18 protein-coding genes are annotated in these 16,734 nt (G+C 27.5%); 2 read left to right on the top strand and 16 right to left on the bottom strand.

Annotation, left to right across the window (positions count from 1 at the left end):
- Nucleotides 1-21: 21 nt before the first annotated feature.
- The gene (locus FRIFI_RS09065) at nt 22-237 is read right to left on the bottom strand and encodes a helix-turn-helix transcriptional regulator (protein ID WP_166505670.1); all 216 of its coding nucleotides are present in this window, start codon (nt 235-237) and stop codon (nt 22-24) included.
- A gap of 183 nt (nt 238-420) precedes the next feature.
- Here FRIFI_RS09065 and FRIFI_RS09070 point away from each other — a divergent pair, with 183 nt between their 5' ends.
- Nucleotides 421-816: a helix-turn-helix domain-containing protein gene (locus tag FRIFI_RS09070; RefSeq protein WP_166505671.1), complete on the top strand. Its 396-nt coding sequence runs from the start codon at nt 421-423 to the stop codon at nt 814-816.
- A gap of 22 nt (nt 817-838) precedes the next feature.
- A complete protein-coding gene (locus FRIFI_RS09075) occupies nt 839-1,342 on the top strand; it encodes an ImmA/IrrE family metallo-endopeptidase (RefSeq protein WP_166505672.1) in 504 nt (167 codons plus the stop codon).
- Nucleotides 1,343-1,382: 40 nt separating this feature from the next.
- On the opposite strand, the gene FRIFI_RS09080 is transcribed toward FRIFI_RS09075, so the two are convergent.
- The 15 genes from FRIFI_RS09080 to murJ all read right to left on the bottom strand — a co-directional run bounded on the left by FRIFI_RS09080 (nt 1,383) and on the right by murJ (nt 16,711).
- Nucleotides 1,383-1,769, bottom strand: coding sequence for a hypothetical protein (locus FRIFI_RS09080; protein ID WP_166505673.1), 387 nt, complete (start codon nt 1,767-1,769; stop codon nt 1,383-1,385).
- Nucleotides 1,744-2,532 carry a phage antirepressor gene (locus FRIFI_RS09085; protein ID WP_166505674.1) on the bottom strand — a complete coding sequence of 263 codons (789 nt, stop codon included), beginning with the start codon at nt 2,530-2,532 and terminating at the stop codon, nt 1,744-1,746. The genes FRIFI_RS09080 and FRIFI_RS09085 overlap by 26 nt, the downstream gene beginning before the upstream one ends.
- A 252-nt stretch (nt 2,533-2,784) precedes the next feature.
- Entirely contained in the window at nt 2,785-3,600 is an 816-nt protein-coding gene (locus FRIFI_RS09090) for an N-acetylmuramoyl-L-alanine amidase (RefSeq protein WP_166505675.1), read from the bottom strand.
- 3 nt (nt 3,601-3,603) lie between these two features.
- Nucleotides 3,604-4,371, bottom strand: coding sequence for a YARHG domain-containing protein (locus FRIFI_RS09095; protein WP_166505676.1), 768 nt, complete (start codon nt 4,369-4,371; stop codon nt 3,604-3,606).
- Between the two features lie 30 nt (nt 4,372-4,401).
- Nucleotides 4,402-4,902, bottom strand: coding sequence for a zinc ribbon domain-containing protein (locus FRIFI_RS09100; RefSeq protein WP_166505677.1), 501 nt, complete (start codon nt 4,900-4,902; stop codon nt 4,402-4,404).
- Between the two features lie 28 nt (nt 4,903-4,930).
- The gene (locus tag FRIFI_RS09105; RefSeq protein WP_166505678.1) at nt 4,931-6,586 is read right to left on the bottom strand and encodes a TcaA NTF2-like domain-containing protein; all 1,656 of its coding nucleotides are present in this window, start codon (nt 6,584-6,586) and stop codon (nt 4,931-4,933) included.
- Nucleotides 6,587-6,658: 72 nt separating this feature from the next.
- Nucleotides 6,659-7,288, bottom strand: coding sequence for a DUF2628 domain-containing protein (locus tag FRIFI_RS09110; protein ID WP_166505679.1), 630 nt, complete (start codon nt 7,286-7,288; stop codon nt 6,659-6,661).
- Between the two features lie 18 nt (nt 7,289-7,306).
- The gene (locus FRIFI_RS09115) at nt 7,307-7,489 is read right to left on the bottom strand and encodes a hypothetical protein (protein WP_166505680.1); all 183 of its coding nucleotides are present in this window, start codon (nt 7,487-7,489) and stop codon (nt 7,307-7,309) included.
- A 263-nt stretch (nt 7,490-7,752) separates the two neighbouring features.
- The gene (locus FRIFI_RS09120; RefSeq protein WP_166505681.1) at nt 7,753-8,724 is read right to left on the bottom strand and encodes an LCP family protein; all 972 of its coding nucleotides are present in this window, start codon (nt 8,722-8,724) and stop codon (nt 7,753-7,755) included.
- 84 nt (nt 8,725-8,808) lie between these two features.
- A complete protein-coding gene (gene galU / locus FRIFI_RS09125) occupies nt 8,809-9,726 on the bottom strand; it encodes a UTP--glucose-1-phosphate uridylyltransferase GalU (RefSeq protein WP_166505682.1) in 918 nt (305 codons plus the stop codon).
- An 87-nt stretch (nt 9,727-9,813) separates the two neighbouring features.
- Nucleotides 9,814-10,836, bottom strand: a complete 1,023-nt coding sequence (galE, locus tag FRIFI_RS09130; protein ID WP_166505683.1) for a UDP-glucose 4-epimerase GalE — start codon at nt 10,834-10,836, stop codon at nt 9,814-9,816.
- A 62-nt stretch (nt 10,837-10,898) separates the two neighbouring features.
- Nucleotides 10,899-12,065: a nucleotide sugar dehydrogenase gene (locus FRIFI_RS09135; protein WP_166505684.1), complete on the bottom strand. Its 1,167-nt coding sequence runs from the start codon at nt 12,063-12,065 to the stop codon at nt 10,899-10,901.
- A 405-nt stretch (nt 12,066-12,470) separates the two neighbouring features.
- Complete coding sequence (locus tag FRIFI_RS09140) at nt 12,471-13,079, bottom strand: serine O-acetyltransferase (RefSeq protein WP_202819460.1); 609 nt, start codon at nt 13,077-13,079, stop codon at nt 12,471-12,473.
- A gap of 48 nt (nt 13,080-13,127) precedes the next feature.
- Complete coding sequence (locus FRIFI_RS09145; RefSeq protein ID WP_166505685.1) at nt 13,128-14,279, bottom strand: Coenzyme F420 hydrogenase/dehydrogenase, beta subunit C-terminal domain; 1,152 nt, start codon at nt 14,277-14,279, stop codon at nt 13,128-13,130.
- 890 nt (nt 14,280-15,169) lie between these two features.
- Nucleotides 15,170-16,711 (bottom strand): murein biosynthesis integral membrane protein MurJ, encoded by a 1,542-nt coding sequence (gene murJ / locus FRIFI_RS09150; protein ID WP_166505686.1) that lies wholly within the window; start codon nt 16,709-16,711, stop codon nt 15,170-15,172.
- Nucleotides 16,712-16,734: the final 23 nt, after the last annotated feature.

Raw genomic sequence — 16,734 nt, forward strand, 5'->3', positions numbered from 1 at the left:
TTAATTCCATTTTTGCAATTTCTATTTTGCAATTATTTCAGCAAAAAAAATCTTATTAACATCATCTAAACTAAGTTCTAGATGATTTTTTATCTTTACAACATCACTAACAGTAAAATCTTTTTTTCCACCTTCCTTAAGTCCATACATCTTACGACTAATACCTAATACAGCCGCCATCTCATTTTGACTATACTCCTTATATAACCTAATAGCCTTAAGTAATTTTCTATCCATATAAATCCCCCTATTATCTATTTAATTCCCATTTTGTAATTAAATAATAGTTTATAGAACATATATAAGTCAACATAAAGAATAAAATTTATATATTTATGTAACAAAGTGTTCCCAAATAGGAACTTTTTGTTACTTTTTTATAAACAATATAATATAATTAACTCAAAGGGAGTGATAAAATTGGAATCAATCGGACAAAGAATAACAAAAGCAAGAGAAAGATTAGATATGAATCAAAAAGAATTATGTCAAAAAACAGGAATAAAAGAAAGCACACTATCAAGATATGAAAACGACATAAGAGAGCCAAAAGCATCAACTCTACTAACAATAGCAGAAACACTAAATGTATCATTTGACTATCTAATGGGCGTATCTGATGATTTTGAAAGCTTTCATCATGAAGATGATACAGATGAAGAATTAGAACTAGAAAAAATATTAGAAAATACAGAGAAGAAATTGTCAAGAGAAGGACTTTCATTTTATGGAAAGCCAGTAACAAAAGAAGACATAGACAAGCTACTAACAGCAATAAAAGTGGGAATATCAGTAATGGACTCAAATAAAAAATAATCATCTAAATCAGGGGGATAAAATGAATATAGACAAGGTAAATAAAATAAAAGAAATAGTAAGAAGGTACAAATCAGTAACAGAAACAAATGATATAAGAGAAGTTATATCTATATGTAATATAAAAATACAAGAAGTACATAACCTAGAAGAAATGAACTATTTTAAAGGAATGTATTATAAAAATAAATCTAAACAAACAATAGTACTAAACAAAGCACTACCAGAAAAAGAACAAGAAATAGTACTAGCACATGAATTTGCTCACTCAAAACTACATAGGAATATAGACATATCATATTTATTAACTGATACATTCTTTATATGTGATCCCTTTGAACTAGAGGCAAACACACTAGCAGCAGAATTTTTAATAGAAGACGATACAATTATAAATCTTTTAGTAGAAGACCCTACATCAACATATAAAAGTATGTCTCAGACTCTAGGGCTTCCAGAAGAATTAATAAAACTAAAATATGAATATTTAGATAAAGGTAAACTTAAAAATATACATGACTTTTAGGAGTATAAAAATACTCCTAATTATAATATATAAATCTATTTTACTTAAGCCTAAATACCCTACTGCAACTAGATTTTAAATAATCATTATAAATATCAGGCTTATCTAATTTTAACCTTTTACTATCAAAACTAGACTTAACAACCTTTTTCCAAGTAATTTTCCTATCCCTACAAAAACCTGTCTCAAACTCTCTCATCTCACTTTGAATCCTATGTTCAATAGACTTTTTCATAGATTCAAGGCTCTTAATCTCATCAACAATAATATCATACTCTAAAATACACTCATATAAACTATCATCAAGCTTTATAACATCGTCCACACTATCCTTGTAAGTATTTCTTAAAAAATCACCATATTCCTTACTCCCAAAAGGAAAGTCACACTTAACTTCTTTCTTAAACATTTTTGTAAAACCTACCATAACAAAATTCCTCCCTAATTTTATCTATAAAATATACCTGCCCCTTACCAGTAATATAAGGAGTAACACTAATCCTTATACCATCACTAGTATTTATGCTATACTGACGAGTAACAAAAAGCCCTCTATCAATATACACCTGCTTAGGTTGATTTTCCATTCCTTGCTTCATAATATATCCATTAGCTCTAAACCAAGCAAACAACCTATTTCTCCCAATATCAACACCAATATTTTTAAGTACCTTAGCAAATCCACCAATACTTATAGCATTATCACTACTTGATACAGTCTTACCTATATTTATATAAGGCTCATTAGCCTTTCTATCACAAATCAACCTTTCAATATCTCTGTGCTGAGAGTTGCATATACGTATAAGCTTTTCTACAAACCTATGGTCATGATAATACCCGCCTTCTTTTCTAATAGTTGGCAATACCTCATCCATAACCCACTTTTCAAACTTTTCAGCTTCTTTATTTTTAGATTTAATAATAAGCCTGTATAAGTTTCCTTCACTGATAAAAGCCCTCTTTATAGTCTTTTTTATATTATCCCCATTAACCTTCTTCCCTGTTACCAAGACACTATCGTGAAACACGATAGTGTCTTTTTTACAATGTCTATTAATAGCATCGTTCTTATTTTTGTAGCCAAGTATCTTACAAACATCAATACCATCAAAATATGGCTTACCATCAACACTAATAACAGAAACATCACCAAATTCTTTATTAGTAAAAACACTCACACCATTCATAGTATCCCCCATTAATTCTTATTTTGGAATTTATTCTCTTTGTATTTCATTATTGTAATTTAATGGTAGTATATAGCTACATTAAGTGTCAATTTACTTTTAAATAACTATTCCCATGTTGGGAATATATAAGCATATAGGATATTAATATTTTTACATATTTATTTAGTATACATAAAAAATCCCCATAAAATAGACTTTTTTATCGTCTACTCTATGGGGTATATTTAAACCATAGTCATATAAGTATACTTATATATGCGAAAAGCAAGACAATACTCCCTTAGCTATCGCATCTGTAATTTTTTCATGATTTTTTACATCACTCAAAAATATATCTTCTTCTTTATTAGATAAAAATCCCATTTCTAATATTACTACCGGTACTTCAGACCAATTAAACCCAGTCATATCATCTCTATATATTATACCTCTATTTTTGATTCCTAGCTCTGATGTATATACATCAATTATCTGCTGACCATATTCTTTACTTATATCTGAAATATCACTAGTATACTCATTTTTAGGAGGTACTAAAACAGAAGCACCTTTTGCAGATTGATTTTCCGCACCATCTGCATGTATCCTAACTACTAAGTCAGCATTATTTTCATTTCCTATTTTTGCTCTATCTATATTACTGAGAGATTCTTCAACTTTATTTTTTGTTAATATTACATTAAATCCCATATCTGTTAGCTTTTTCTCTAATAATTTTGCTATAGACACTGTCGTAATATATTCTGGTACCTTTGTAACTACTCCAGTAGCTCCTAAAACATCCTTTGCTTTTGTTTTGCTTGAATTTGGCGCAATAGGCTCTTTTTCTTTATTTCCCTCAGATGAATGACCTGGGTCTATAACTATAGTCTTAATTTCTTTTTTAACTTCTAGTTCTTCTTTTTTTAGTTCATCCTCATCCTTATTTTCCACACTATTTTCCTCATGAGAAATTTTCTTAGATACCTCTATATCATCTATTTTAACTTCCTTATTACCTTTATTACATCCATATAAAGTTAGTGTGGATAACATTATGAAAAATATTATTATTACTTTTTTCATACTTTATTTTTTCCCTTCTAACTCTTTTATAAGGTTAACATTATTTTTTTCAATAGGATTTAATTGTTCTATATCTCCAGAAAAATTAGGATTTGGAATGTACCAATCTTTTTGGCTAAAATATTCTTTATACTCTTCTGTATTAAATACATATCCATTTCTAGCAAATATCTCATTTCTTATATATGAAAGTTCTTTTACAGTATAACTGCTTAACTCTTCTCTACTAAGCTCTCTTGTACTACTATCAGGTATTATAAAATCTTTCTTTTTATCTTCTATAGTAAATTCTTTTGCTATTTTTTCTTCATATTCTTTAATTTTCACAGCAGCTTCTGTTTTGCTTATTAAAGTATGATTTGTCGATTCTTTGCCATTAAAAGTATATTTTATAGTATCTTCATCTACAACTTCTACAACTATATCAATATATTCTACAGAATCATAATAAGTAGACTCTAACTTATAAATTACCTTTTTATCATCAGACTTAACATCTAACACTTTATATGATGATCCTTCAGAATCTTTTATATATTCTACATATTGATTTTCATCAAAATACACAACTATAGGATACAAAGTACTTTCATCATCAATTAGTATGCATTTTTCTTTTATTACATCTAATGCATCACCACTATCATTTTTTTTAGTTTGTTGTGAAGTTTTATTATTATTTATAACAGCTTTACCTTCTTGTTTCTTTGAACATCCACTTATAGATAAAACTATTACTGTTAATATTACTATTATTTTATAATTTCTCATGACTCTCTCCTATAAAATTTAATCCTATACTTATATTTCAAAAGTACTAAAGTCAAATTCTATTTTATATCCACAACATGGACAGAAATTAGAATTCTCAGGTACAATCGTTTCACAACTTGAACACTCTATATACTCTGTATTATCATCTGGTATCTCTACTTTAGTACCACATCCTCCACAAAATTTATCCTCTAATGATATTCTCGCTCCACAATCACATGTAAGTCCATTCTTTTTATTATTTATTTCTTGTATTTTCTTCTTGTTATCATATATAGTGTAATCAAATCCTATTAAAGGTTTACACGCCTCTCTTATTTCTAAATTGGTTATTTCCCCCTGTCTTATTTTCTCATATACTAATATTCCTATTTCTTCTAAAAGAATCCTTCTTTTATTTTCAACTTCATCTATTATCTTGTTATACTTAGATATAGTCATTTTTTCATCAATCTTATTTTTATTTTGATCTATACTATCTTGTATTCTTGACATACCTGAGTCAATTTTATCTTGAACATTATTCATACTAAACTTCTCCCCTAATAATTAATTTTTATAGTGCTGCACTAAACCCATCACCCGCTGGGGCTATATAATATACTTCCATTTTTTCTGGGTTTACGTAAAAAGACTCTCCACATTCATAAATTATATAGTAGTACCCCCTAGAACCTTCTTCTTCTGATGTTCCATAATATTCACCTTGCCCATATGTATCATTATACCAATCTATTTCTTTTAATCTATTTGTACAAAATTCTATTGCTTCTTCTACTGATAACTTTTTATCTATTTCTTCATTAATTTCATTTATTTGCATTTCATATATTAAATATTCTCCATTATCTTGTAATTTTACATTATAAAAAGAATCAAATTGCTTTACTTTTTTTTCTCCATTTTTAGTTATAGCTATCGTTTCATTTACATTTACTATATATTCCCCATTTGATATTTCATCTATTGATATAAACTCAAATGATTTAAGTTCTTCTCTTATTCCATCATCATAGAATTTTTTAATATTAGTCTTGTGTTCCTTATCTAAAGGACCACCTTTTACTAAGTACTTTTCTACTAAACTATAGTTTCCTTCATTTACTGCTTGTATATAATCTTTCTCATAATTCTTTAAAACTTCTCTTATTTCATCAGTTGGTAAAACATCATATGTTGTTTCATCCTCTAAGATTACTTGTGCTTTTACAACTTTTACTTTTATCGTATTTACAACTTTATTTTTGTTTAAAGTTAATACATCTACAGTTCCAGCTTTTTTCCCTTTAAAGAATCCATCTTCTGTTATTGTAGCTATATTTTCATCACTAACATTATAAGTAACATATAACTCTTTATCTGTGCTCGAATTTGCTGATGATATAAATTCAAACTCCTTACCTATTGGTAATTCATATGATATGCTTTCTTGTCCTGACTGATATTGTTTTATTTCTTCTTGATTACTTAAATTTAGCACTGTATTTATAACTACATCACTATCTTTTTTATTTAAAATAAAAATACTGCCTCCAACTACAAGTAATACTATTACAAGAGTTGGTAATATTATTTTAAACTTATTTTTTGTTTTGTTATTATCTTTAACTTCTTTGCTATCTACTTTTGGTGTTTCATTAGCTATTTTATATTCACTTATTATATTTGATTCTTTAACCGTTGGTTGTTCTCTTTCTATCTTAACCTCATTTGTTACCTTTACCTCTTTAAATCTTGGTTGTTCCTTAACTAACTTAGATTTCTCTATTACTTTATCTTTTTTATCTACTGTATTTTCATTTACTACACTTTTATCTTTTATTTCTTGTGGTTTATTAGTTTTTTGTTTTGGTTTTATCTGTGATAATATCTTTTGAGCTAATTTTTCATTATCCTCATCTAACTCTACATTACTTATATACTTTTCAAGTTCTTCATATCTATTTAAAAAGAATAATAATTTCATCTTAAAAGAAATAATTTCATTCATTTTTCCTAGTTGTTTATTGTTATCGATTACTTCAAATGCTTTACTATATTTTTTTAAGTTCACTAGTGTATTTAAATATATTATATATATATCAATATTTATATCATTAGTTTGATTAAAAAGTGTCTCACAACAGTTAATAACATCTTCAGACTTCTTGTTTTTTATCCAGATTGAATTAATTTTTTCAATCAGTTCTTTTTCCGTTAGATTATTACCCATATATACTCCCTCAATTTTAAATTTAATTAAATAAAAATTTGTAACTACTACGCTAATTAGTAGTAAAATATTCTAATAGAACATACTTTTAAAAGCAATTCCAAATAACATTATTATTATAAATGCTATTACTATACATATACCTACTGCTATTAATGGTATAACTATATTCGTTCCACCCTTTTTTATTATCATACTTTCCTTCATTTCATAATCTAAATGCTGTACTTCTGTAAGCTTTCTTTGTATATGATTTAGATATAATGCATTTGAATACATTCCTATAGCTATACTTAATCCAAAAGATAATATAGCTCCCAGGTATGGTATTTGTGCTATTAATATACTTCCTAAAAAAATAGCGCCTGCTTGAAGGTACATCTTTCTATATAACATCCAATATATATTTAGGAAAAATGCTGCCCAGTTCCAAGTTATCTTACTACCTGTTGTTTTTATTTTATTAAATTTCTCATTGTAGTAATGTGTATTTTTAAACACAAACTTCTCTATATCATCTATATCAATATCTGATATATCGCTATATTTAGCTATATTATTTATACTTACACTTTTACCACGTGTATATTCTGCTTTTGTTCTAATAAACTCACTCCCACAATTAGAACAATATAAACTAATACTATTATTTTTATCACCACATTTAGTACAAAATATTGTGTTTTGATTTGTTAATTTCATAAAATTCCCCCTATTTTATTATATATTGTGTGTATTATCTACACTTACATATACTATTGCTGAAGTTAACCCCATACATAAAATTATTATTATAATTCCAACTATATCATGTAAGGTTTCTATCCTTCCAAGTATAAACCCGTTACAAAATGATACCACTTCAAATAATATTACATCCTCCTTCCTCCAAAAAAAATCCAAAAAAATTATACCATAAGCCTTTAGTCGATTTTTGTACTTATTTGTATTTCATTGAAATAATTTTTTACTTAAAAATGAACAAAAAAATACCATGCATAAATGCATGGTGTTTTTTTAAAACTTTTCAGTTTTATAATTTTATGTTAAAAACAATATTAAAATAAAAACTTCAAACGTAGTATATTGTATGAAATATTATTATATCACACTAATCAAAATTTCAAAATATTTAATCTTAAAATATTTTATATTTCAACATATTTCTACTTCTTGAAATTATTGTATCCAAATATAAACTCATGCCAAGCACTTAAATTAGGCTCCTTATCCCATTCAAGCACCCAACCTTTTTGTTTACTTATGATATGGCCCTTTCTATACTTTTCCATAGGGAACTGGAACTGTTCTATATTAGTGTCGCCTATCTTAAAAGCAGTAAACCCTAAATCCATCATCTCAGTAGGACTTATATTTGTCTTAGTGTTTTCAAGTAATATATCAGCACATCTTTTATACTCCTTGGGACCTGCCTTTAAAAACTCATTATAAACACTTTCAGCCACATCTCTATGTCTATTATCTCTATGAAAAGCATCATCGTTGTATCTAATTCTACTAAAAGCAAGTGCTTGATAACCATTTAACCTTTGAACACCAGACTTAGTTATATACTCTTTTTTAACTTTATCTTTTCTATCATAATAGTAATCATAACAAGCATCTATATACTTATTAACTTCCTTAACATCATTAGGTGTAACATCAACAACAACACCACCTAACTCATCCATAATATCCATAAATGAAACAAAATTAACAGCTATGTATTTATCAACATCAATATCAAAGTTTATCTTAAACACTTCTTTAAGTAAATCAATACCACCATATGCATAAGCATGAGTCATCTTTTCATATCCATGACCTGGTATATCTACATAAGTATCACGAGCTATAGAACTAATCTTAATTTGTTTAGTTTTACTATCTATAGTAGCAAGCATTACAGAATCTGATCTATTGCCTCTTTCTACATTTTTACCATCAGTACCTACTAATAATATATTAGTAATACCATCAACAATCTTTCCTTCTTCCTTTGTATCAGTACTTTTAGCCACATCATCTTTAACATATATAGAGTTTAATTTAGAATATACATATCCAAATCCAGCCCCACCTATTATAAATATAGCAGCTACTAATACTAACACTACCTTCTTAAAATTACTCATTTAAAACCACCCATTTTATTTATTTTAATAGCAATCAAAGGATATAAAAAAGTTTAAAAAACCTCTTCATACCCTTGTTTTAATTTATTCAACCTCTAGTGCAACTTCATCTATTAAATCTAATTCTTCTTTTATTGAAACTTTATTTTTTAAAAACTCCATAAACTCATCTTTAAGTTCTGGTCTTTTTAAAGCAAAGTCAACCGTAGCTTCTAAAAATCCTAACTTATCCCCTACATCATATCTTTTACCTTCAAAATCATAAGCATATATTGCTTCTTGAGTAGCTAATGTTTGAAGAGCATCTGTAAGTTGTATTTCTCCACCCTTACCAGGTTCTTGATTTTCAAGTATATCAAATATAGCAGGAGTAATTATATATCTTCCAAGGATTGCAATATTTGATGGTGCTTTATCAACCTCTGGCTTTTCAACCATATCTTTAACTTTATACACTCTATCTTCTATATGCTTAACATCAAGTATTCCATATTTACAAGTATCTTCTTTGGCTACTTGTTGAACTCCAAGCACTGAAGTTTTGTATTCATCATAACAATCTATTAATTGCTTTAAACATGGCTTTTCATTGTCTACTATATCATCACCAAGAAGTACTGCAAATGGTTCATTACCTATGAAGCTTTTTGCACAATGGATAGCATGTCCTAGTCCTTTTGGCTCTTTTTGTCTTATGTAGTGGATGTTTACCATATTTGATATGTCTTGAACCATCTTAAGCATTTCATCTTTTCCTTTTTGCTTAAGTTCAAGCTCTAATTCTACACTTCTATCAAAGTGATCTTCTATACTTTTTTTGCTACGACCTGTAACTATTAGTATTTCTTCTATTCCAGAGTTTATTGCTTCTTCTATTATATATTGTAAAGTTGGTTTATCAACTATTGGTAGCATTTCCTTTGGTTGTGATTTTGTTGCAGGTAAAAATCTAGTACCAAGACCTGCTGCTGGTATAATTGCTTTTCTTACTGTTTTTTTCATTATATTCTCCCATAGTTTAAAGAGGAACGAATCGTTCTTCCTTATTTAACAAACATGTATCTTTTGTTAAGATGATAAATCTATTTCTTACATATCATAATTTACATATCCATTAGGATTATTACTTTGCCATCTCCAAGAATCTTCACACATTCTAGATATATCAAATTCCGCTTTCCATCCTAATTCTGAATTTGCCTTAGAAGTATCAGCATAGCACATAGCAATATCTCCTGGTCTTCTCTCCACTATTTCATATGGTATTTCTTTTCCACTAGCTAAGCTAAATGCCTTAACTATATCTAGTACACTATATCCATTTCCAGTACCAAGATTATATGTAACTAGTCCACAATTAGACTTTAATTTATCAAGTGCTTTTATATGTCCTTTTGCTAAATCAACAACGTGTATATAATCTCTAACACCAGTACCATCAGGAGTATTATAGTCTCCACCGAACACACTAAGTTTTTCAAGCTTTCCAACGGCCACCTTAGTTATGTATGGCATAAGATTATTGGGTATTCCATTAGGCTCTTCTCCTATAAGTCCGCTAATATGAGCTCCTACTGGATTAAAATATCTAAGAATAGCTACATTAAGACTATCATCAGCCTTGCATATATCTCTTATCATATCTTCAATCATAAGCTTAGTAGCTCCATATGGATTAGTTGTACTTAATGGAAAATCTTCAAATATAGGGCAAGACTCTGGATCTCCATATACAGTGGCAGATGAACTAAATACAAAGTCCTTTACATTATATTTTCTCATTAAGTTTAATACATTTAAAGTATTAATTAAATTATTACTATAATACTCAAGTGGTTTTGCTACTGATTCACCAACTGCCTTGTATGCAGCAAAGTGAATTACTGAATCTATATTATTTTCTTTAAATACTTTCTCTAATGCTTCTATATCAGTAATGTCAACTTTATAAAACTTAAAATCTTTACCACTTATTTCTTTTATTCTATCTAATACTATAGGATCACTATTAGAAAAATTATCTACTATTATAACATCATGATTCTCCTCTAATAACTCTACTACCGTATGACTTCCTATGTATCCAGCTCCACCATTTACTAAAACCCCCATTTTGCTCCTCCTACTTATATTTTTTATAAGTCACTATCATATATGTTAGCTTCTTGTACTGATTAATCTCTATTAAATAAATCTCTTGTGTATACTTTATCTTCTACATCTAATAAATCTTTGCAAAATCTATTGGACACTATAACGTCACTCATAGATTTAAATTCATCTAAATCTGTTATAACCTTAGAACTAAAGAAATTATCCTCTTTAAGTTCCGGCTCATATACAGCAACTTCTACTCCTTTAGCTTTTATTCTTTTCATTATACCTTGAATAGAAGATGCCCTAAAGTTGTCTGAACCAGTTTTCATTGTCAATCTATATATGCCAACAATCTTAGGTTTTTTCTTTAATATTTGTTCTGCTATATGATCTTTTCTAGTTGTATTAGCATCAACTATCGCTGCTATTATATTATTTGGTACATCCGCATAATTTGCTTTTAATTGCTTTGTATCCTTTGGTAAGCAGTATCCACCATACCCAAATGATGGATTGTTATAATGACTACCTATTCTAGGATCAAGTCCAACACCTTCTATTATCTGTTTAGTATCAAGTCCTCTAACTTCAGCATATGTGTCTAATTCATTAAAATATGCTACTCTAAGTGCTAAGTATGTATTAGAAAATAATTTTATAGCTTCTGCTTCTGTTGAATTAGTAAATAATACTGGTATATCTTCTTTTTTTGCTCCTTGTACTAATAGATCTGCGAACTTCTTAGCTCTTTCAGATTGTTCTCCAACTATTATTCTTGAAGGATGTAAATTATCGTATAATGCCTTTCCTTCTCTTAAGAATTCTGGCGAGAATACTATGTTATCAGTTTCAAATATTTCTTTTACTTTCTCAGTATATCCTACTGGAACTGTTGATTTTATTATCATCGTAGCCTCTGGGGCTATTGATAATACATTTGCTATTACTGCTTCTACACTTCTAGTATTAAATTCATTATTTTCCGGATCATAATCTGTTGGGGTAGATATTATTACAAAATCTGCATCTTTATATGCTTGATAATAGTTTGTAGTAGCAATTAAGTTTAAATCTTTATTCGATAAATATTCTTGAATTTCCTTATCTAATATAGGTGACTTATTATTATTTATCATATCTACTTTTTCTTGTATTATATCTACAGCTATGACTTCATTGTTCTGTGCTAATAATACAGCATTTGCTAGTCCTACGTATCCTAGTCCAGACACTGCTATTTTCATACCATTTTCCTCCTAATATTTATTATCGTTCTGTTAACTTATTTATATTTGAATCTCGACCCCGATAAGGTTTACAATATTTTCCCACAAAACACATTCATCACTTAGTAATTTAACACCTGCTCAGGTTTGTGGTATTAATTATACTCACCAGGAAAAAGTTAATTGGTTTGTAAAATATTAATTGCATTTGTTGCCTAAAAATTTTATAATTTCGTTAGGCTTGTTTGCTGTGCCTATTTTTAATAAAGCAAACCAAGTATAACCTATCGGTTTATTAATATTTTCGAGAACTATTCTCATCATATCTAATTAACAGAACCTTTATTATATATTTTTATGCGATTTAATAACCTATTATAGTATTACTAATAACAACCCCTTTGTGCTCAAAGTTCTAATTGTTCACTTTAGATACTCATAAGTTTTTATTCCATTCTTTTTGATAATAATTGCTGGATTTCCTATAACCGTACAATTCTTAGGTACACTTTTTACTACAACGCAGTTTGAACCTATAATACTATTTTCACTGATTTTAACATCCCCTATAATTTTAGCTCCTGATGTAATTTTTACATTATCACATATAGTCGGACAGTCAATATCATTTGAATATCCTATTGTAACCTGTTGATTTATCCAACAATTTTCACCTATACTTTTCGCAGAAATTATAGTACTAAATCCATGCTGTATAAATAGTCCTCCCCCTATATCTGGTGTAAATATGTATAAGGAATTTAGAGGTCTATAAAATAAAGGAAGCACTATTTTTCCTAGTATTTTATTTTTCCTACTAATTCTATAATAAAATAAGTTTCTATACTCAGGATAGTTAACTAGCAAATAGTTAAGAGTCGTATTCAAAGAATTTCTGTCAATATGCTTGATATTTTTCCATCGCTCTATATCTTTTTTTATTATACCTTTATCTTTACTTATATTGTAGATTATCATTGCAGGTATTGATCTAACTATATTTATATTTTCCCAAATGCATTGATAGTTCATATTACCACCTTACTTAAAATTTACTTATATGTTATAGAAGTAATTAAGTTAATACTTAAACTTTAACATGATATATTTTAATTTATTTATTATTTTCTCTGTCATACTAACGTTTACAAATTTGCTTATTGTATCTTCCAAATTATTTCTTCTAAATTCATTAAAAAATCTCTCTCTTTTTCTATTATAAGATACAGGTTTTACAATACATGGATTACGAGATATTGCATAATTTAAATCTGTATCTAATGTACTAATTTTTTCTTCTATATTTTTAAAAAATAATTTTCCTTTTCTACTGTTTATCAATATTAATGACACACCTTTTTCATCATAAAAATCTAAATGCTTTTCTTCGATCCCCCAGTAATCAGCTAACGATATATCACTATTGTTTCTGAAATCTTTAGCTGTACAGTTATAGCATGAAGGCCTTAAATATAAATCATTTAAGAACCCTTTCATATATAAGTCTTCTCTATGAGTATTGCTATATTCTTTTCCATTTTCAAACTTAACTTTAAAGCTAAAATTTTTCCACCCTTTGTCCTTTTCTCTAAATCCAATGTATTTTATTTCAGAATTAAATTTTTTACTTATTAATTCTTTGTATTCTTTGAATATTAATGGACTAGGGACACCATGACAAATAATATCCACTGTTATCAAATTACTATAATCTTTTCTTAAAAATAAGTTTAGCCCCTTTATTTGGCATTGTGTCCCACTAAATAAAACTAGTTTACCTTCCTGTAAATATTTTCTTGCTTTGATATAGGTATCTCCTATTTTGCTCTGAACGTACTTTGATCCTTTAAATTTTTCACAAAGCTTCATAGTAGATGCTTCTATATGCTCTACCTCAAACTTATCATTAAATGCTGCTCCGAATACTATTCCTTCATTCTTAATTATGTATTCACATAAATTTGTAAATACACCTCCCGATGAGCTTGACACTTGAATTTCATCATTCTTACTTTTACATGCATATGGAATAACATTAAATTCAATTTTCTTTATTTCATTTATAGTAGGACATATATTGCTGCATAAATTACACCCTATACATTTATCATGATCTACTATTGGATACCAAAATCCTTCATCATCAATTTTCATACTTATACAATCATAAGGGCATATATTAACGCAACCATAGCACCCACAACAACTTTCCTTTTCTATTATATTAATCATTCTTAAGCCTCTCCAAAACTATTTTTGTACACAAGTTACTTTTTATTAGATATATATCAAAAACCACTACTTTACAAAAAATCTACCTGACTAAACCATATATTCTATCAGTTTACATAATTATAGTAATATAAATATACTTTTCATTTTACTTACTATAATTAGTTCTTATATCACCATATTCTATAAAATTTTAGTACAGGTTAATAGGTAAAAATAAACTTATAGTATTTATGTAAGATTTTTTCTCTTTTGCATATTAGAGTCTATATAGTTTAATCTTTTCCTGTTTTGCTCTACCACTTTTGACAGTAGTGGTGATATTTCAAATGATTTATCACAATACCACTAGGAAGTTACCTTATAATTTTAGTATTTATAAAAATCCTTAAGTAACTATAGTTTAATACATACTTTATCATATGTTTTTGTAATCTAATTGCAAAGTTAGGTATTTAATACTACAACTTTTCTTATTAGTTTAGTTCTTGATATAAGCATAATGTAACGCACATTCATAAAATTATTTCCATTATATTTGGCATAATCAAATACCTTATATCTATTTTAGAATCTATCTCTAAGGTTTTGCTAAATAATATCATCAATAGAATTATTTTTATCATTCAATACAGTAGAACTATTAAGCATTCTATTTAAAGTTTTTGTATAAATTATATAGACTGATATGATCAAATTTTAAATAATATAAGTACAAATATTTCAAAACTTATTTCTAGAAAATATCTCTATATTCAAAAATACTCTTAATATTTTTAAAGTTAATTTATTGTTAATAATAATATAATTGATTTTCTCATTTATTATTTCTGATTTTAGTATTATTAATTACTTATAGCGCGGTGTTAATGATTTATATTTTACAAATATTACGCTTTATTTATTTTCTTCATAAGCATTTTAATTAATATATTAAACTCTTCTATATTAAATAGTTTTATTAATACGGCATAAGCTATTGCTCCTACACTTATAGATAAACCTAAAGATATTATTTCATCACCAAAATTAAACTTTAATATACTCAGTATATTATTATAGGTAATATAAGTAATAATTCCCATAATTATCGAAGATATAGTAGTTTTACAGGCTACCTTCATTATTTTATCTTGTCCAAAATATCCAATCTTTTGTTTTAGTTTTTTCAAGAAAAGAAATACACATATTATAGATGATATACTAGTTGCTAGCGCTAATCCAGCATGTCCCATCTTCTTTACTAATAACAAATTTAAGCCAATATTTATTAACATTGATATTATTCCATTTACCATTGGTGATTTAGTATCTTTTAATGAATAAAATATTCTTCTTAATATATCTCTTAAACCAAGTCCTACCAATCCAATAGAATACATAATTAAAGCAATTGATGTCATATTAGTAGCCGTTTCATCGAATGCCCCTCTCTGAAATAGAACCTTTACTATTGGTTCTGATAAAACTATTGCTCCTACTGATATAGGTATTGCTAAAATAATTATACAATTTATACATCTTTCAATTATCTTTTTTATTTCTTCTTGGTTATTTTCAGACGATAATTTTGAAAGTATTGGATACATAACAGATCCTACCGATGCTATAAACAGAACAAGTACAAATTCATTTAATCTGTTTGCATAGTTTAATGCTGAAATACTTCCTTCTACCAGTGTTGAAGCTAGTGTTCTATCAATCATAGCATTAGCTTGGGTTACCATAACACCTATAAATACAGGCAACACAAGAATAAACATTTTTTTTAAGTAAGGATCTTTAAAATCTACCCTTAACTTGTATTTATATGAATATTTCTTTGCAAATGGAATCAAGAAGATAAATTTAGTTATAATTGCTATTAATGTTCCCCATACCATAAACTTAGGTCCTATCCAAATACTCATTATAATTGATGCAATTATTATAATATTGTATGGTACAGAAATTAATCCAGGTATTGTAAAATTATTATGAATTTGAAGATATGCTACCATTATATCGGTCAATCCAATAAATATAATGCCTAAAACTAATATTCTAGTAAATTCTATTGTAGTTTTAAGAATTTCGCCTTCAAATCCAATAGCGAATAATTTTACTAGTGGTTTTGTAAATACTAGTGATACTATAGCTAATATAATACTTGTAATAACAACTATATTAAGTATATTGTTAGCAAATTCAAGAGATTTTTCTTTCCCTCCAACTTTATTAGTTTCAAAGTATAGAGGTATAAAAGTTGTACTCAAAGTAGCTCCTATTGCAGAAAATATTACGTTTGGAATATTCATTGCTGTTAGATATGCATCACTATAACTAGATGTACCATAGATGGATGCAAGAACTAACTCTCTTCCAAAACCTAGTACTTTAGCTAATAACGTCACCAACATAAGTCCTATTGTAGCTTTTAATACTCTACTCATATTTTTTTCCTCTTTTACATTAA

It is taken from the genome of Romboutsia hominis, assembly GCF_900002575.1.
Taxonomy (GTDB): Bacteria; Bacillota; Clostridia; order Peptostreptococcales; family Peptostreptococcaceae; genus Romboutsia_C; species Romboutsia_C hominis.

Bases quoted from the DNA above. Each gene is read 5' to 3' on its own strand.
- FRIFI_RS09075 (WP_166505672.1), top strand. From the start codon at position 839: ATGAATATAGACAAGGTAAATAAAATAAAAGAAATAGTAAGAAGGTAC.
- FRIFI_RS09110 (WP_166505679.1), bottom strand. From the start codon at position 7,288: ATGAAATTAACAAATCAAAACACAATATTTTGTACTAAATGTGGTGAT.
- galE (WP_166505683.1), bottom strand. From the start codon at position 10,836: ATGGGGGTTTTAGTAAATGGTGGAGCTGGATACATAGGAAGTCATACG.
- FRIFI_RS09105 (WP_166505678.1), bottom strand. From the start codon at position 6,586: ATGGGTAATAATCTAACGGAAAAAGAACTGATTGAAAAAATTAATTCA.
- FRIFI_RS09090 (WP_166505675.1), bottom strand. From the start codon at position 3,600: ATGAAAAAAGTAATAATAATATTTTTCATAATGTTATCCACACTAACT.
- FRIFI_RS09085 (WP_166505674.1), bottom strand. From the start codon at position 2,532: ATGAATGGTGTGAGTGTTTTTACTAATAAAGAATTTGGTGATGTTTCT.
- FRIFI_RS09095 (WP_166505676.1), bottom strand. From the start codon at position 4,371: ATGAGAAATTATAAAATAATAGTAATATTAACAGTAATAGTTTTATCT.
- FRIFI_RS09140 (WP_202819460.1), bottom strand. From the start codon at position 13,079: ATGAACTATCAATGCATTTGGGAAAATATAAATATAGTTAGATCAATA.
- FRIFI_RS09080 (WP_166505673.1), bottom strand. From the start codon at position 1,769: ATGGTAGGTTTTACAAAAATGTTTAAGAAAGAAGTTAAGTGTGACTTT.
- galU (WP_166505682.1), bottom strand. From the start codon at position 9,726: ATGAAAAAAACAGTAAGAAAAGCAATTATACCAGCAGCAGGTCTTGGT.
- FRIFI_RS09100 (WP_166505677.1), bottom strand. From the start codon at position 4,902: ATGAATAATGTTCAAGATAAAATTGACTCAGGTATGTCAAGAATACAA.
- FRIFI_RS09135 (WP_166505684.1), bottom strand. From the start codon at position 12,065: ATGAAAATAGCAGTGTCTGGACTAGGATACGTAGGACTAGCAAATGCT.
- murJ (WP_166505686.1), bottom strand. From the start codon at position 16,711: ATGAGTAGAGTATTAAAAGCTACAATAGGACTTATGTTGGTGACGTTA.
- FRIFI_RS09120 (WP_166505681.1), bottom strand. From the start codon at position 8,724: ATGAGTAATTTTAAGAAGGTAGTGTTAGTATTAGTAGCTGCTATATTT.
- FRIFI_RS09065 (WP_166505670.1), bottom strand. From the start codon at position 237: ATGGATAGAAAATTACTTAAGGCTATTAGGTTATATAAGGAGTATAGT.
- FRIFI_RS09145 (WP_166505685.1), bottom strand. From the start codon at position 14,279: ATGATTAATATAATAGAAAAGGAAAGTTGTTGTGGGTGCTATGGTTGC.